This is a genomic window from Arachnia propionica (assembly GCF_900637725.1).
Lineage (GTDB): Bacteria > Actinomycetota > Actinomycetes > Propionibacteriales > Propionibacteriaceae > Arachnia > Arachnia propionica.
The window spans coordinates 557,034-571,689 of the sequence record NZ_LR134406.1 but is presented as its reverse complement, the minus strand read 5'-3'; the positions used below and the strand labels follow the sequence as shown (position 1 = coordinate 571,689).

At 66.6% G+C, this 14,656-nt stretch carries 14 protein-coding genes and 1 tRNA gene; 9 read left to right on the top strand and 6 right to left on the bottom strand.

All coding sequences use genetic code 11. The features are described 5' to 3' along the window. Window positions 1–67: 67 nt before the first annotated feature. The 3 genes from EL272_RS02585 to EL272_RS02575 all read left to right on the top strand — a co-directional run bounded on the left by EL272_RS02585 (window position 68) and on the right by EL272_RS02575 (window position 2,522). Window positions 68–1,303, top strand: coding sequence for an MFS transporter (locus EL272_RS02585; RefSeq protein ID WP_061788223.1), 1,236 nt, complete (start codon window positions 68–70; stop codon window positions 1,301–1,303). Further along, window positions 1,300–1,947, top strand: coding sequence for an NAD(P)-dependent oxidoreductase (locus tag EL272_RS02580; protein ID WP_061788222.1), 648 nt, complete (start codon window positions 1,300–1,302; stop codon window positions 1,945–1,947). The genes EL272_RS02585 and EL272_RS02580 overlap by 4 nt, the downstream gene beginning before the upstream one ends. A gap of 98 nt (window positions 1,948–2,045) precedes the next feature. Continuing rightward, window positions 2,046–2,522, top strand: a complete 477-nt coding sequence (locus tag EL272_RS02575; RefSeq protein WP_061788221.1) for a YbhB/YbcL family Raf kinase inhibitor-like protein — start codon at window positions 2,046–2,048, stop codon at window positions 2,520–2,522. Window positions 2,523–2,646: 124 nt separating this feature from the next. On the opposite strand, the gene EL272_RS02570 is transcribed toward EL272_RS02575, so the two are convergent. Both EL272_RS02570 and EL272_RS02565 read right to left on the bottom strand, forming a co-directional pair. Continuing rightward, window positions 2,647–3,261, bottom strand: coding sequence for a DUF1707 SHOCT-like domain-containing protein (locus EL272_RS02570; RefSeq protein WP_082793910.1), 615 nt, complete (start codon window positions 3,259–3,261; stop codon window positions 2,647–2,649). 114 nt (window positions 3,262–3,375) lie between these two features. Further along, a tRNA-Thr gene (locus tag EL272_RS02565) sits at window positions 3,376–3,448 on the bottom strand. A 166-nt stretch (window positions 3,449–3,614) separates the two neighbouring features. On the opposite strand from EL272_RS02565, the gene EL272_RS02560 reads away from it, so the two are divergent. Both EL272_RS02560 and EL272_RS02555 read left to right on the top strand, forming a co-directional pair. Next, window positions 3,615–4,415, top strand: a complete 801-nt coding sequence (locus tag EL272_RS02560; RefSeq protein ID WP_014845649.1) for a hypothetical protein — start codon at window positions 3,615–3,617, stop codon at window positions 4,413–4,415. Next, entirely contained in the window at window positions 4,412–4,843 is a 432-nt protein-coding gene (locus tag EL272_RS02555; protein WP_061788219.1) for a DUF2089 domain-containing protein, read from the top strand. The genes EL272_RS02560 and EL272_RS02555 overlap by 4 nt, the downstream gene beginning before the upstream one ends. Window positions 4,844–4,852: 9 nt before the next feature. On the opposite strand, the gene greA is transcribed toward EL272_RS02555, so the two are convergent. Beyond that, complete coding sequence (greA, locus tag EL272_RS02550; RefSeq protein WP_014845647.1) at window positions 4,853–5,350, bottom strand: transcription elongation factor GreA; 498 nt, start codon at window positions 5,348–5,350, stop codon at window positions 4,853–4,855. A gap of 74 nt (window positions 5,351–5,424) precedes the next feature. On the opposite strand from greA, the gene mca reads away from it, so the two are divergent. Beyond that, window positions 5,425–6,336 (top strand): mycothiol conjugate amidase Mca, encoded by a 912-nt coding sequence (gene mca, locus EL272_RS02545; protein ID WP_014845646.1) that lies wholly within the window; start codon window positions 5,425–5,427, stop codon window positions 6,334–6,336. 177 nt (window positions 6,337–6,513) lie between these two features. On the opposite strand, the gene EL272_RS02540 is transcribed toward mca, so the two are convergent. Next, window positions 6,514–7,029 (bottom strand): rhomboid family intramembrane serine protease, encoded by a 516-nt coding sequence (locus EL272_RS02540; RefSeq protein ID WP_197720316.1) that lies wholly within the window; start codon window positions 7,027–7,029, stop codon window positions 6,514–6,516. A 533-nt stretch (window positions 7,030–7,562) separates the two neighbouring features. Between EL272_RS02540 and EL272_RS02535 the strand changes: the two genes are divergently transcribed. Together EL272_RS02535 and EL272_RS02530 are read left to right on the top strand one after the other, a co-directional pair. After that, entirely contained in the window at window positions 7,563–9,575 is a 2,013-nt protein-coding gene (locus tag EL272_RS02535; RefSeq protein ID WP_061788217.1) for a thioredoxin domain-containing protein, read from the top strand. Continuing rightward, the gene (locus EL272_RS02530) at window positions 9,572–10,471 is read left to right on the top strand and encodes a hypothetical protein (RefSeq protein ID WP_126409322.1); all 900 of its coding nucleotides are present in this window, start codon (window positions 9,572–9,574) and stop codon (window positions 10,469–10,471) included. Before EL272_RS02535 ends, EL272_RS02530 begins: the two co-directional genes overlap by 4 nt. Window positions 10,472–10,608: 137 nt before the next feature. Here the strand turns inward: EL272_RS02530 and trhA are convergent, their stop codons facing one another. Continuing rightward, the gene (trhA, locus tag EL272_RS02525; RefSeq protein WP_061788246.1) at window positions 10,609–11,220 is read right to left on the bottom strand and encodes a PAQR family membrane homeostasis protein TrhA; all 612 of its coding nucleotides are present in this window, start codon (window positions 11,218–11,220) and stop codon (window positions 10,609–10,611) included. A 501-nt stretch (window positions 11,221–11,721) separates the two neighbouring features. Between trhA and EL272_RS02520 the strand changes: the two genes are divergently transcribed. Beyond that, window positions 11,722–12,402 (top strand): uracil-DNA glycosylase, encoded by a 681-nt coding sequence (locus tag EL272_RS02520; protein WP_061788215.1) that lies wholly within the window; start codon window positions 11,722–11,724, stop codon window positions 12,400–12,402. Between the two features lie 118 nt (window positions 12,403–12,520). Here EL272_RS02520 and EL272_RS02515 read toward each other — a convergent pair whose 3' ends face one another. Continuing rightward, window positions 12,521–14,443 (bottom strand): serine hydrolase domain-containing protein, encoded by a 1,923-nt coding sequence (locus EL272_RS02515; RefSeq protein WP_061788214.1) that lies wholly within the window; start codon window positions 14,441–14,443, stop codon window positions 12,521–12,523. Window positions 14,444–14,656: the final 213 nt, after the last annotated feature.

Here is a 14,656-nt window from a genome sequence, read left to right as displayed (position 1 = left end):
GGGTTGGTCTTTCGGGACAACCGTACTACGCTCAATTCCAACGTAAACGTTGGAATTGAGGTGGATCATGTCACGCACACGCTCGGCCGCGACCGCCCCACCCCGGCAGGACACGGGGAACCGCAGTGGCAGCGAGTTCCCGGCGGACCTCGGGACGGTGACCGCGTTGGTCGTCACGGCCCTGGCGGTACTGTCCCAGCTCTACGCGGCAATTCCCCTGCTGACGCCGGTCGGGGAGGCGCTGGGCGGCAGCGCGACCTTCGCGCTCTCGACCGGCTACGGGCTCTGCTACGCGGTCGGGTTCCTCCTGTGGGGACCAGTTGCGGATCGTTACGGCCGCCGACGGGTCATGCTCATCGGCTTGTGCCTTCTGGTGTTCGCGACCCTCGCGTGCGGGCTCACCACATCACTTCTGGCCCTGGCCCTGGCTCGCGGGGCGCAGGGGCTGATGGCCTCCAGCTTTCCGCCGGTCGCGCTGGCCTACCTGAGCGAGGCGGTGGCTCCCCGACACCGCGCAACGGCCATCGGGGCCATGTCCACCGCCTTCCTCGTAGCGGGGATCACCGGGCAGATCGGCGCGCAGGCCATCACCCAGCGGTTCGGTTGGCCATGGGTGTTCCTCGGCAGCACCTGCCTGCTCACGATCTGCGCCCTGGCGGTCGCCTGGCTGACACGCGAGCACCACCGCACCCGGGTCACCGGCGGCCCGGGAGAGCAGTTTCTCGCCATCGCCCGGCTCCTCACCCGGAGTGATGTGCTGTGCCTGTGCGGCGCACACCTGACACTCCTGTTGTCGTTCGTCGCCATGTACACCGGCCTCGGCCTGCACCTGACGGCCTCAGGACACGATCCCGGGGCAATGTTCCTGATCCGCCTGGCGGGCCTACCAGGCATGTTCGCAGCCTTGGCAGCAGGTCCACTGGGGCGTCTCCTGGGAGGCGACGCAGGTCTCGCGCGGGCAGGATTCCTGATCGCCGCCGCGGGGCTCGCCGCGGAGGCACTCACCCCCGGGTCGCTGCTCGGGTTGGGAGCGACCAGCCTCCTCTTCGTCGTCGGGATCGCACTGGCGGTACCGGCCATGATCAACCTGTTCGGCCAGGCCGCGGCACCTCGGCGGGGAAGCGGCATGGCGGTCAACGGTTTCATCCTGTTCATCGGCGCCAGTCTCGGCCCGGTCCTTGCGACCGCTGACCTCGGATTCCCGATCCTGCTGCTCATTCTTGCGATGTTCCTGGGGACGGCTGCCGTTCTTGTGACCTTTTCCGCGCACCTGGTCTCCCGGAATAACGAGGGCGCAGCATGAAACGGGTGCTCGTGCTGGGCGCGACGGGCCGTTCTGGTTCCGCCGTGATCTCCCACCTGTCCGGCCGGGTGGAGATCGTCGCCGGGCTGCGCACGAAAGTTGATCGCAGCCGCCTCCCCGGGGACGCCTGCATCGCCGGAACTGCACTGGTTGACCTGGCATCGATCGCAAGCCTGCAACGGGCGATGCGCGACATGGATGCCGTGGTGAACGCGATCCGGCTCCGGGAGGACATTCCCGCCACAGCTCTGGTCGATCTTCACCGCCTCATCCTCAACGCGGCTCCCGACGCCCATCCACCCCTGATCGTGACCGTCGGCGGGGCAGGTTCACTGCACCTGCCCGGCCAGCATAGGTTCTGGCAGTCGTCGGCCTTCCCCGCCCGGACACTGCCGCGGGGCCGCGCCCACGCCGAGCTGCGCGACCACCTGGAGGCAGGATACGCGGGTCGGCACTGGGCCTATCTGATCCCACCCCCCGCCTTCATCCCCGAAGCCCCGGCCACCGGCGGCTACCGGGTGTGGCGACCGTCCGGGGACGAGTCGGGATTCATCCGCCGCACCATCGGCTACACCGATTTCGCCCTGGCGGTCGCCGATGCGCTCGGGCAGGGATGGACGGGCACCCGTCTCGTCGGAACCTGAGGGCCGGGCCCGGGTGATGCGGACACGAAAGCCACCTGGTTGGATTTCTCCGGGACGACCCACGCCCCAGTTTTTGAGGGCTTCTTAGGATGAAACGCATGAGCGCCAAAGACAACCCCACACTGACCATCAGGTCGGAGTGCATCGACTCCGAAGGACGTTTCAGGACTGATTTCACGGGACGGGGCAAGGACATCTCCCCCGAGTTGGGGCTCGACGGTCTGGTGTCTGGCACCCGTACTCTGGCGGTGACGCTGGAGGACCTGACCCATCCCCTGTTCGGTTCCATGGCCCACTGGCTGGCGTGGAACATCCCTCCCGGGGACTCAATACCGGCCGCGATCGAACCGGGCCGCGTCAATCCCTCGACCGGGATCACCCAGGGAACCGCCTACGGATGGCACAGGTACCGCGGCCCGAAACCTCCCCGGGGCAAAACCCACACCTACCGTTTCACCGTCTACGCACTGGACTGCGACCTGCGTCTTCCCTCCCGGACCCGCCTGGCGGGTTTCAAGCAAGCGATCGAGGGGCACGTCCTGCAACAGGCCACGCTCGAGGGAACCTACGAGTGATCAAACCCATCCCACCGATCAGCCGGATGCCGCGTGCTCCACAGGCGTGTGTTCCACGGGAATGACAAGAACCCGGTTCACCCGGATCCGCATGAGGGCCGGCTGCGGAGGCCGGGGCGACTCGTTAGTTCTCGGGGTTCCTCAGCATCACTGAGGTGCCGCCCCAGAAGTTGAAGCCCTTGATGACGAGGGTGCCGTTCGAACCGTCGCCATCGGCCTCCTCGGTGATGCTGACCCCGGCCATGATGTTGACGCTCTGGTCGATGACCCTCACCCCGGGTGGCACGTAGACGGTGTGGCCGCCCATGATCGAACTGAGTGTAAGTTCGATCTCCGCCCCCGAACCCATGACCGCCTCGGTGCGGATCTCATTACCGCCCCACAGGGCGAAGCTGTTCACCGACGGCATGCCGGGATCCAGCCGGATCACCTTGCCGCTCATGAAGGCGAGAGCGTTCACCACCTTGGCGTCCCGGGCCACGACGGGGGCCGCGGAAACACGCGCGGGGCTCGGAACGGCCTGGGTCCACCCGGTTCCCCCGGGCAGATCCGCGACGAGAACGGACAGGTCGTCGACGTACCGGGCCTCGAGACAGCTCTGCTGCCGCTCGTTGAACTCCTCGATGTCGAGTTGCCCCGCCTCGTAGGCGTTCTGGAGCACGCCGAGCACCGAGTCGCGTTCGGCGTCACCCACACGCATCTGCACCCGTGGCGACTGTTGAGGCAGATTGTCCGACATGCGGCAAAGTCTACGACCTACCGCGGCACCCGCACGCGACTCGGTCCGGAGGCGGCGAAGAAGAACGGCCCCCAACTCGACATCATGCCTTGCCAAGGGCCGTTTCCAGCTGTGAGCCGCCCACGGGAATCGAACCCGTGACCTACGCTTTACGAGAGCGTCGCTCTGCCTACTGAGCTAGGGCGGCAGCGCGAACAAACTATAGCCGCCGCAACCGACGGCGGCGAAATCCACCACACGCGGCACCCACGGGACGGTCACGTCGTCCCACGCAATCCACGGCAACCCACCCCCGACTTCAACGAATCCAAAGTTCTCTTTCGAAAATGTGAGGGATGAGTTACCATTACTGCATGACCAATCCTGATCTGAGTTCCATCCTGGACGATCTGGCGGCGGGTCGCATCGACACCGCCGAGGCGAACCGGCGAATATCCGCCCTCAAGAACAAGACCGGTGACACATCCCGGTCCACCCAGTCCGGCCCGAAACAGGAGGAGGCCCCGAAGGGCAAACCGGGCGGACTGACCCGGGTCTCGATCACTGCCGTCGGGCGGCGCGTGCGAATCGAGGGGGATTCGTCGATCGCCACCTTGTCGGTGGAGGGCCCACACGTGCTGCGCCGCAACGGCGAGGTGATGGAGGTCAGCTCCACCGGAGAGTTCGGCCCCAACCTGACCGGTTTCTCCCTGATCCGCCCGCCCCGCAGCCTCGACGACCTCCGCGACATCGGCCTCGGCAAGGAGCTGCTCGTCAAGGTCAACCCGAAGCTGATCATCGACGTCGAGGCCACCACGGGTGGCGTGCGCAGCACCGGGGCACCCCGGTTCGGGCGCGTCCGGGTGACCGCCGGGGGCTGCCACCTGAGCGACGTCGTCGAGGTCTCCGACCTGCTCAGCCAGGCCGGGGGAGTCACCGTCGAGGGCCCGATCAGCCTGGGGCGTTCCAGGTTGAAGGTGGAGTCCGGGTCGCTGACCCTGATCCTCAAACCCGGTTCCAGCGTCACGGTGCACGCCGACGCGAAGTTCGGGCACATCCGCTGGCCCGAGGACAACGGCGGAGCCGACGAGGTGGTCTTCGGCAACGGTTCGGCCCGGTGCGACCTGACCGTCACGATGGGCCTGGCCACCGTGAAGAGCGAGGTGCCTGCATGACCTCCGAGCTGTACCGCGCCCCCGCCGAGTGCCCCGTCTGCGGCGAGGACCTGATCATCATCCGGAAGGGCTGCACGCACTGCGGCTCCGAGCTGGCCGGCGAATTCGCGTCCTCCCCCTATGACCGTCTCGACGCCGCCGAGCACGAGCTGCTGCGAGTCTTCCTGACTTCCCGCGGGAACCTGCGCGAGGTGGAGAAGCACCTCCAGGTCTCCTATCCGACAGCGCGCGCCCGGTTCGACGCGTTGCTGATGAAACTGGGTATGAATCCCGACGTCCAGCCCACTCCACCGCAGTCCGGCGAGCCCGGCCCCGCCGAGCAAGGGGAAACGAAAGCCGCCACCCCGCAGGAACAGATCCTGGCACGGGTGGCGACCGGTGAGATCAGCGCCGAGGTGGCAGCCCAGCTGATCGCGGGACTGGATTGAGAAGTCTCGTCAGGAGGTGACCTTCCTGATGGTCACCGAAATGGTGCGGCCGTTGGGGGCCGCGTAGCTGACCTCGTCGCCCACGCGATGGCCCAGCACCGCGGCACCGAGCGGCGACTGTGGGGAGACGGCCTGATCCACGGAGGAATCGGTGCCGAGAATCTCCCTGGACCCGAGCAGGAAGGTATCCGTGTCGTCATCGTCGCCGAAGAACGCGACGGTGACGATGCGGCCGGGGCTGACCTCGTCGGGGTCACCCTGGGCCTCACCCACCTGGGCGCGTCGCAGCAGGTGTTCGAGCTGGCGGATTCGCCCCTCCATCTGCCCCTGCTCCTCACGGGCGGCGTGGTAGCCGCCGTTCTCGGAGAGGTCGCCCTCCTCACGGGCGGCGGCAATCCTGGCGGTCACCTCGGGGCGACCCACTGTTTTGAGGTGGGTGAGTTCGGCCTCGAGCTTGTCGTGGGCCTCCTGGGTGAGCCACACCGTTTCGGCATTGGTTTCGGACATCCCGACATGCTAGCACCGGCCCTTTTCAACCCGAGGTGAGCCGGATTCGGCCACTTCACCGGTGACCCGCCAGAATGTCTTCCATGACCTCGCACCCCAAGGGCCCATTGCGCCTGCTGCACGTGCACGCCCACCCCGACGACGAGTCGAGCAAGGGTGCCGCGACAACCGCCAAGTACGTGGCGGAGGGCGTGGAGGTCATGGTCGCGACCTGTACCGGAGGTGAGCGCGGCGACATCCTCAACCCGGCCCTGGCCGGCGACCCCGGGATCCTCGAGAACCTGCCCGCCGTCAGGGCGGCTGAGATGGCCCGCGCCCGCGAGATCCTGGGGATCGAGCAGGTGTGGCTGGGTTTCGTCGATTCCGGCCTGCCCGAGGGCGATCCCCCGCCGCCGCTGCCCGAGGGGTGTTTCGCACTGCAGGACGTCGCGGTGGCCGCGGGACGGCTGGTCAAGGTGATCCGCGACTTCCGTCCGCACGTCGTGACCACCTACGACGAACGCGGCGGCTACCCGCACCCCGACCACGTCCAGTGCCACCGCATCACTGTCGAGGCGTTCAAAGCGGCGGCGGATCCGTCGCTGTGGCCGGAACACGGCCCCGCCTGGCAGGCAGCGAAGCTGTACTACCACATGAGTTTCCACCGACGCCGGTTCGCGGCCCTGGAGGCGTTGATGCACGAGCAGGGTCTCTCCTCCAGCCATCCCGTCCCGGCCCGCGATGAGGACCCGTTCTCGGATGGCCGCCTGACCACGTTCGTCAACTGCGCCCAGTACTTCGGGGTGCGCGACGATGCGTTGCGGGCGCACGCCACGCAGATCGACCCCGAAGGGCCGTGGTTCGCGGTGCCGCTGGCGATCCAGCAGGCGGGCTGGCCGACGGAGGACTACCAGCTGGTGGTCTCGAAGGTGCCGACGATGATCCCGGAGGATGACCTGTTCACCGGGTTGCGGGAGGTTCCCCTGGTACCGGAGTTCATCATCTGACCCTCACCCCGCCCAGCCGCCCGCTCCCCGGGTTTTGCTGGCCTTGTAACGGATTTGCTGGCCTTCTCGTGGGTTTGCTGGCCTTGTTCACGTTTGCCTGCGCTGTGAGGCCAGCGAACATCAATACGGCCAGCAAACCGGTGGTAAGGCCAGCAAACCGTGCCATCGGTGTCGGGGTCAGACCCGCTGGGTGGCGGGGTCGCTGCCGTGGAGGAACTTCGCGGCGATGAAACCACCGATGGCCCCGCCGAGGTGTCCCTGCCACGAGACCCCCGACGCTCCGGGCAGCACGCCCAGCAGGATCGAGCCGTAGAAGAAGAACACGGCCACCGACAGCGCGATCTCCCAGATGTTGCGGGTGAAGAAACCTCGCACCAGCAGGTAGGCGAGGTATCCGAACACCAGGCCGGAGGCACCCAGGGTGATGGTGTTGGAGGGTGCGATCAGCCAGACGGTCAACCCGGAGGTGACGACGGTGATGAGGGTCACCGCCAGCCAGCGCCCCGGACCAGCCAGCCAAGTGAGCAGACCGAGGATCAGAAACGGCACCGAGTTGCTGATCAGGTGCGGAAAACCGAAGTGAAGCCACGGGGCTGTGAAAATGTGGGGCAACGACCCAATGTTCCGGGCGATGATGCCGAGCTGGTCCAAGGCGTGGAAAGACGCGCTGTCGATGATCTCCAGCACCCACATGAGCGCGAGCAGACCACCGACGACCACGACACCGGGCTTGGCCCCTTCCAGGGACCGACGATCAGCAAAGGTCTGGGTGCTCATGCCTCCAGTGTGACAGCGTGTTCAAATCTTCCACGAAACGTTCCCGGACGGGCCGCGGAGCCGTCCCGTACATCACCCCGGCTTCTGTCCGTGGGCGCACATTTCCCCTCCACAAGCCGGCTGAGCCGACCCGCGAGCGCCCTCCCCTCCACAAGCCGGCTGAACCGACCCGCGAGCGCCCTCCCCTCCACAAGCCGGCTGAACCGACCCGCGAGCGTCAGCGAGCAGGGCGAGTCGAAACCATCTGGCGGCCGGATAGGGACTTGTTCACGGACCCTTTGGATGATCACGGCATGGTTTCGACACGGGCCACTCCTTCGTCGCAGCCCGGCTCAACCAACTTCAGAGAGGACGGCCCCGACACGGGCCCACTCCTTCGTCGCAGCTCGGCTCAACCAACTTCAGAGAGGACAGCCCCGGATTCCGCGAACGCCCTAAGCTTGACCCTCATGGCGAACCGACTCGCAGATTCCTCCAGCGACCACCTCCTCCAGTACGCCCACCAGCCAGTGGACTGGTGGCCCTGGGGTCCCGAGGCGTTGGCGCACGCCGTGGAGACGGACCGGCCGATCCTGCTCAGCATCGGTTACGCGTCATGCCACTGGTGCCACGTGATGGGGAGTGAATCGTTCGAGAACCCGGAGGTGGCGGAGTTCATCAACGCCCATTTCGTGCCGGTCAAGGTGGATCGCGAGCAGCATCCCGTCCTGGACCAGGTGTTCATGACGGCCACGCAGCTGATGAACGAGGGCGCAGGCGGCTGGCCCCTGACCGCTTTCCTCACCCCGGAGGGCCGCCCGTTCTTCACGGGTACCTACTTCCCGCCCGAACCGCAGCCGGGACGCCCGTCGTTCACGCAGGTGCTGCAGGCCCTGGCCGACACCTGGGAAACCGACCGGCAGACCCTGGTCGCGGGTGCGGACATGGTGGCCGGGCATCTGGCGGCCCTCGCCACGGCGCCCCTGACGGACGACGCCCCCGAGGTCCACGCCGCCGTAGAGACGATCGCCGCCGACTTCGACCTGATCCACGCCGGTTTCGGGACCGCCCCGAAGTTCCCGTCCGCGACGGCGTTGGACGCGCTGCTGGTGCGCGGCGACGCCCGCAGCCTGGAGCTGGCTCAGCGCAGCCTGGAGACGATGGCGCGAGGCGGCATCTGCGACCAGATCGGCGGGGGTTTCCACCGCTACGCCGTCGATCCGGGCTGGGTGGTGCCGCACTTCGAGAAGATGCTCGACGACAACGCCCTGCTGCTGGGCACCTACATCCGCGGCTGGCGTCGCACCGCCGACCACGACGCGGGACTACGGGCGCTGCTGGAACGCACCGCCTACGGCATCGCCGGTTTTCTGGAGCGGGAGCTGCGCGACGAGAACGGCGCCTTCATGGCAGGCCTGGACGCCGATTCCTGTGACATCCGCGGTGCCGTCTTCGAGGGCATCCACTACCTGTGGTCGCCGGAGCTGATCATCGACGCCCTGGGCGAGGAGGACGGCGACTGGGCCACCCGGGTTTTCCACGTCACCGCAGGCGGCACCTTCGGTGAGGGGCTCTCGACGTTGCAGCTGCGCGGCCGCCCCGATTTCGACAAGCTGGCGGAGGTCTCCGGGAAGCTCCTGGCCGAGCGGGGGCGCCGGTTCCCTCCCGCCAAGGACTGCCTGATCGTGACCTCGTGGAACTCCCTGGCGATTTCGTCGCTGGTCACGGGCGCCCTGATCTGGAACGAGCCGCACTGGCTGGAACTGGCCCTGGACGCGGCCCGCTACCTGGTGGGCACGCACCTGGTGGACGGCGAGCTGCGGCACTCGTCGCTGGCGGGGCAGGTCGACGATTCGCCCGCGACCGCCGAGGACCACGGCACCTTGGCCGATGCCCTCGCCGCGCTTGCCGGGGCGACGGGGGAGGCCACCTGGCTGCGTCACGCCGAGGTCCTCTGCGACCGGGCGGTGGAGCTTTTCGGGGCCGGTGACGGCGGGTTCTTCGACGCGGCGGCGGGTGAGTTGTTCGTGCGCCCGCGGTCCCTGACCGACAACGTCACCCCGTCCGGGACGAGCGCTCTGGTGCGGGCGCTGCGACGGGTGGGGTTGCTGGCGGAGCGCCCCGACCTGCTGGGACGGGCCGACGAGGCGGCCGCCACCACCTGGGCGACCGTGGCGGAGAACCCCCGGTTCGCGGGCTCCGCCCTGGAGGACCTGATGATCGCCGACGAGGCCCGCCGCGGCCTGAAACCCGCGATGGTCGTCGTCGCCTCCGACGATCCGTTCGACGAGCTGGCCCGGGCTGCCTGGCGGCTGGCGCCGGCGGGGTCGGTGATCCTGACAGCCCCAGCGGGTGCGGAGGGTTTCGGATCCTGGCTTGAGGGCCGCGGGAAACGGGCCGTGTACGTGTGCCGCGGACAACGCTGCTTCGACCCGGTGACCGACTACACCGAGCTGAAAACCCCCCTCTGGCATCGGGCATGACCCGCCCTCCTCTCCCGGGCGGTCAGGAAGCACACGAGGGAATGGACCTGAACCGCACCTTGACAAGCCTGCTGGGCTCCCTCGTGATCTGGGGTGCCGTGGCGGGGGTCTGCCTGTGGTTCCTCGACTACCGGAGCCTGTTCCGCGGGGGATATGAGCTCGTCACGTTTCGTCACGTTCAGCTCGGGCTCGCAGCCTTCTCAGGGTGGCGGGCACTCGAAGCCCTCCGTGAACTGCTGATACCTCCCGAGCTGGATTCACCGGTCCGACGCTGGACACGGTGGATTCCCCTCACCTGGCTCAGCCTCCCGATGTGTCTCGCGTCGTTGTTGGCGATGCTCTACTTCCCCGAGGCTTTGGCGGAGGCCGGTCGGTCGCGCCCGACCAGCAGCTACAAATCCCACCCCTTGCTGCCGCCCTTCTTCATACCTTTGGCCGAGCTGACCATCGGCTCGCTCGGTTTGGTCTGGATCTGGAGTTGCACCTTTGGCATCAACCGGCCCGTGGCGGCGCATCGACGCGTCATGAGGAAAGAGGAAAGGCTCAGGGATTTCCTCGTCACCTCGCAGAAGGTCCGTTTCGCGGCTGCCGGGATGATCGCGGGCGCCGTCGCTCTGGGAGCCACCCTGCTCGGACCGGTGGTGAGGTCTGCGGGACCGTTGGCGAGCCTGTCGGTGACCTGGCCCGCGAGCATGTGGGTTCTGGGAGGCGCAGGCATCGCGGCGATGCTGATCTCGGCGCTGTGGTTCTTCTGCCGCACCCGGCAGGGAAACGATCCCTATCTGGTGGTGAAGTGGATCGATTACCTCGCCATCATCGCGGCGATCGCAGCACTGCTGACGGTATTCGCGCTCCTGCCGGAGGTGTGGCGCCTTTTTCTGCTCTCCCGTTTCTAACGGTGTGGAGTCGAGAAACGTTTCGCCGCCCCCTGTTCCTCGGTTCCTAGTACGCCACCGATCAGCTGCCAGATGGCGTCGTCCTCCCACGCGCGATGGGCCGCGTTGTCAGCACAGGAACCGCATTTCATCCCGGTTCAGAACACCGCCAGTCCGATTGCTACCCCGTGACAGACGGCGGCCGCGATGGTGCAGGCGTGGAAGACCTCGTGGAATCCGAAGAGGCGGGGGTTGAGACGCGGGCGACGGGTGCCGTAAGCCAGCGCCCCGAGCGAGTAGACCAGGCCGCCGGCAAGCATCAGCAGCACCACCGCGGGACCTCCCGCGGTCCAGAACTCACCCAGCCACCCGAGGGCCGCCCACCCCATGGCGACGTAGAGCAGCGTGTACAGCCAGCGCGGCGCACCCACCCAGCAGATCCTGAAGACGATCCCGAAGGCCGCGATCCCCCAGATCAACCCCAGCAGCAACCACCGGGAGCCACCGTCGAGGAGGGTGAGGGTCAGCGGGGTGTAGGTGCCGGCGATGAAGACGAAGATGTTGGAGTGGTCGAGACGACGGAACACCGCCATCGTCGGCTCGTTCCAGTTTCCGCGGTGATAGGCGGCCGAGGTGCCGAACAGCTGCACCCCGCTCAGGGTCCACACGGCGCAGCCGATGCGCCCGGGAAGGGTCGGAGCCAAGGCCGTCAGCACCAGGCCGGCGATCAGCAGAGCGGGCGCGAAGCCCAGGTGCAGCCAGCCCCGCATGAGGGGTTTGCGGGGTCGTTTCCCGTCGTCGGCAGCGACGGCAACGTCTTCTTCGGGTTTGTCGGCTACAGCAATCATCACGAACCTACGCTTCCGTAACTTACGCCTCCGTAGGTTACCCCCGGAGGTCCCGGAATCCAATTCTCGAAGCCGGCCGGTCCGGTCTGCGAGCAGGGCGTCTCGAAACCATCCCACGCATGCCCGGGGACTTGTGGCCGGGCCTGCTTCTAGACTTCCAGATGGTTTCAACACGGGCCGCTCCTTCGTCGCGACCCGGCTCAACCAGCTTCAAGAAGTCCCACACCATCATCGCCACCCCCTGAACCCGCCGACGTTGGGCCGTCGAACCTCCGCTATTCGTGCATGGGACGGAGGGCGGGAAAAGGAGTGGTTTCGACTCAGCCGTTCGCTCCGCTCACGTGCTGGCTCAACCGGCGTCCGGGAATTCGTCGCGGTCCGGCTGGACCGGTTTCGGAGGTTAGGTCTCGCTAGAGTGACGCCATGGCACGCCCCCTTAAAGAACTCATCGCCCCCGACTGGGCCGAGGCCCTGGCCGACGTCGAGGACCAGATCCACGCCATGGGAGATTTTCTCCGCCAGGAACTCGCGGAGGGACGCAGCTACCTGCCCGCCGGCGACAACGTGCTGCGCGCCTTCAGCCGACCGCTGGCCGACGTGCGGGTGCTGATCGTCGGGCAGGACCCGTATCCGACCCCGGGGCACGCGGTCGGGCTGTCGTTCTCCGTCGCCCCCGACGTGCGCCCCATCCCCCGCAGCCTGCAGAACATCTACCAGGAACTCAACGCCGACCTCGGTATCCCACCCGCCCCGCACGGCGACCTGAGCGCCTGGTTCGAGCAGGGCGTCCTGCTGCTGAACCGAGTGCTGACCGTCTCCCCCGGCAAGGCGGGATCGCACCGCGGCAAGGGCTGGGAGGCCGTCACCACCGCCGCCATCACCGCCCTCGCGGAGCACGGCGGCCCGCTGGTGGCGATCCTGTGGGGTCGCGACGCGCAGTCCACCCGTTCCCTGCTAGGCCAGACCCCCGTCATCGCCAGCGCCCACCCATCGCCGCTGTCAGCGCGCAACGGGTTCTTCGGGTCGAAACCGTTCAGCCGCGCGAACGAGGCCCTCGTGTCGCAGGGCGCCGACCCCATCAACTGGGACCTCAACAACACCTGAGAACCGGTTCCACCGCAGGTCCATGCACACCACGTCGGGGGGTCGCGAGTCTCCACGGCGACGGTCTCGCGGCAACTTCCACGACGGGGTGTGCGCGGCGCCGTTCTTCCGCATCCGTTCAGATCCCAATGCTCAGGGACAAGACGTTGCCCGTCCAGACCCACCAGGCCATCGCGGCCAGACCGAGCAGCAGGAGCGAGGCCATCGCGACCCGGCGCCATCCGGCCCGGCGCTTCACGGCACCGAAGAGATCCATCCCTGCGGGAATGATCGCCACCACGCCGAGCAGCTGAAGCACCTGGATGGGTCGCACCGCCAGATTCGTTACCAGTCTGGGATCGAGAGCGCTGACGAGCTTGACGAGATACAACACCCATGCGACCACGGCACCAACCGCAGCGACGGCACCGATACGCGCCGCACGGCCTGCCCAGGGCAGCGGATCGGATGCCCGTCGCCCGTCGCGAATGGCCCAGCGCCGACGCAGCGCCCCAATGGGCCAGGCCACGATGACCACCACCAACACCAGAGAAGAACCAACCAGCACCGGCAGCAAGGCCTGCTGTGCGAGGGTTTGCGGAATGTAGGAACCAATGGTTGCTCCGATTCGCACCACCCTGCCGTCCTCAACCTGCGCCGCGATCCGGGCGGAGCCATCGGTCTTCTGCCACACCCACGGCTCGACCATCACGTACTCATCCGTGCCGATCCTCAAATGCCCATTCTCCGCGGCGGTGATGGTGATTTTTCGCACAGCCGGCTCCCATGCGGCAACGAATGTGGAGAAGAAGGTGCGGGTGGACTGGTAGGTTCCCGAAACCTGCTGGGCGTAGGGCCTGGCCTCATCAGGCGATACCTGGGGCAGTTGTTCCCCGCCGCTCGGATAGTAGCGATCAGAGAACCCCTTCATCAGATCCGCACGCAGATCGGAGGTTCTGGGACCGTCGCCGTTGAATGAAATGAAAATCCCGGTGCCATCGTCCGGATAGATCTGGAAATCGCTGTGGTAGCCGCTCGTCAGATCACCGCCATGCCCGACGATCCGATGACCGTTACGACTCTTGTCGTAATATCCCAGTCCCATGAAACTGGCCTTGGAAAGATTACCCAGCGATTCAGGCCCCAGCCCAGAAGACCACATCTGCTCCCACGTGGCCGGTTGCAGCACCTCGGGCGAGCGTTGCAGCTGGGCCATCAGGAACCGTCCGGCATCCGCACCCGAACCAGTCAACCTCCCGGCGGGGGCATCGCCCATGAACTCGAAGGGCAACGCCCGGCCATTGGAGTCATACCCTTTGGCCAGCCGAGGCGCCAGGGCCTCGGGGAGAGGCTGTTCGTAGGTGGCGGTGTCCATGCCCACAGGTTCCAGAACGTGTCGCCGCACGTATTCGGGGAATCTCTCGCCACTGACCTGCTGGACGATGTACCCGGCCAGAGACATGCCGTAATTCGAATAAGCGGGAGTGGTTCCCGGAGCGAAAACCTGCTTCGGGGCCTTCTGCGTGACATAGACATCGAAGTCGAACTCGTGCCAGGAAGCGTATGTCTCCTCGAATCCTGCGGTGTGGGTGAGAAGATGCCTCACGGTGATGTCCCCCGGGAATTTCCGGTCGATCTTCACATCAACGTAGGTGCTGATGTCGGCGTCGAGATCGATCTTTCCCTGCTCCACGAGCTGCATCACCGCGATCGAGGTGGGAATCTTCGAGATGGAGGCCCACCGGAACAAGGTCCGTTCCGCTTCCACCGGCTTCGGCTCCGCGCCATCAGCACCGGTATCGGCATAGCCATAACCCCGATTCGTCACCACCTGACCGTCGTGAACGACCGTCACAACCGCCCCAGGGATCTTCCCATTGCTCAAGGCATCCGGGATCTTCCCATCCAGCCAGGCATCCACATCCGCCTTGGTCAGTTCATGCTTTCCGTCGGGGGCTGTGACGTGAGGCATCTGAGCAGTCGGCGATCCCGAACCACACGCACCCAGCAACACCGTCACGACGACGAGACACACAGCAGCCACGCGCCCAAGTACCCTCATTCCTGCTCCTTCTCATCATCTCTCTTGCCCGGGAACCGCCGTGGGATCGGAGAGGAAACCATCCACGATCTGCGATCCACAACCGTCCCCAAGCGGATGCCACAGGACGAATCAGATCCGCACCCCGCGAGGACGCACCCATCGGCAATCCTCACTCAGGTGCTGCTGGTTTTCATCACCGCTGTCGCACGCCGCACCTCGAACATCCCGGAC

Excerpts from the sequence above, each read along its gene's own strand:
- EL272_RS02575 (WP_061788221.1), top strand. The coding sequence starts at position 2,046 with ATGAGCGCCAAAGACAACCCCACACTGACCATCAGGTCGGAGTGCATC.
- EL272_RS02570 (WP_082793910.1), bottom strand. The coding sequence starts at position 3,261 with ATGTCGGACAATCTGCCTCAACAGTCGCCACGGGTGCAGATGCGTGTG.
- EL272_RS02535 (WP_061788217.1), top strand. The coding sequence starts at position 7,563 with ATGGCGAACCGACTCGCAGATTCCTCCAGCGACCACCTCCTCCAGTAC.
- EL272_RS02515 (WP_061788214.1), bottom strand. The coding sequence starts at position 14,443 with ATGAGGGTACTTGGGCGCGTGGCTGCTGTGTGTCTCGTCGTCGTGACG.
- EL272_RS02530 (WP_126409322.1), top strand. The coding sequence starts at position 9,572 with ATGACCCGCCCTCCTCTCCCGGGCGGTCAGGAAGCACACGAGGGAATG.
- EL272_RS02520 (WP_061788215.1), top strand. The coding sequence starts at position 11,722 with ATGGCACGCCCCCTTAAAGAACTCATCGCCCCCGACTGGGCCGAGGCC.
- mca (WP_014845646.1), top strand. The coding sequence starts at position 5,425 with ATGTCTTCCATGACCTCGCACCCCAAGGGCCCATTGCGCCTGCTGCAC.
- greA (WP_014845647.1), bottom strand. The coding sequence starts at position 5,350 with ATGTCCGAAACCAATGCCGAAACGGTGTGGCTCACCCAGGAGGCCCAC.
- EL272_RS02585 (WP_061788223.1), top strand. The coding sequence starts at position 68 with ATGTCACGCACACGCTCGGCCGCGACCGCCCCACCCCGGCAGGACACG.
- EL272_RS02580 (WP_061788222.1), top strand. The coding sequence starts at position 1,300 with ATGAAACGGGTGCTCGTGCTGGGCGCGACGGGCCGTTCTGGTTCCGCC.
- EL272_RS02555 (WP_061788219.1), top strand. The coding sequence starts at position 4,412 with ATGACCTCCGAGCTGTACCGCGCCCCCGCCGAGTGCCCCGTCTGCGGC.
- EL272_RS02540 (WP_197720316.1), bottom strand. The coding sequence starts at position 7,029 with ATGTGGGTGCTGGAGATCATCGACAGCGCGTCTTTCCACGCCTTGGAC.
- EL272_RS02560 (WP_014845649.1), top strand. The coding sequence starts at position 3,615 with ATGACCAATCCTGATCTGAGTTCCATCCTGGACGATCTGGCGGCGGGT.
- trhA (WP_061788246.1), bottom strand. The coding sequence starts at position 11,220 with ATGCGGGGCTGGCTGCACCTGGGCTTCGCGCCCGCTCTGCTGATCGCC.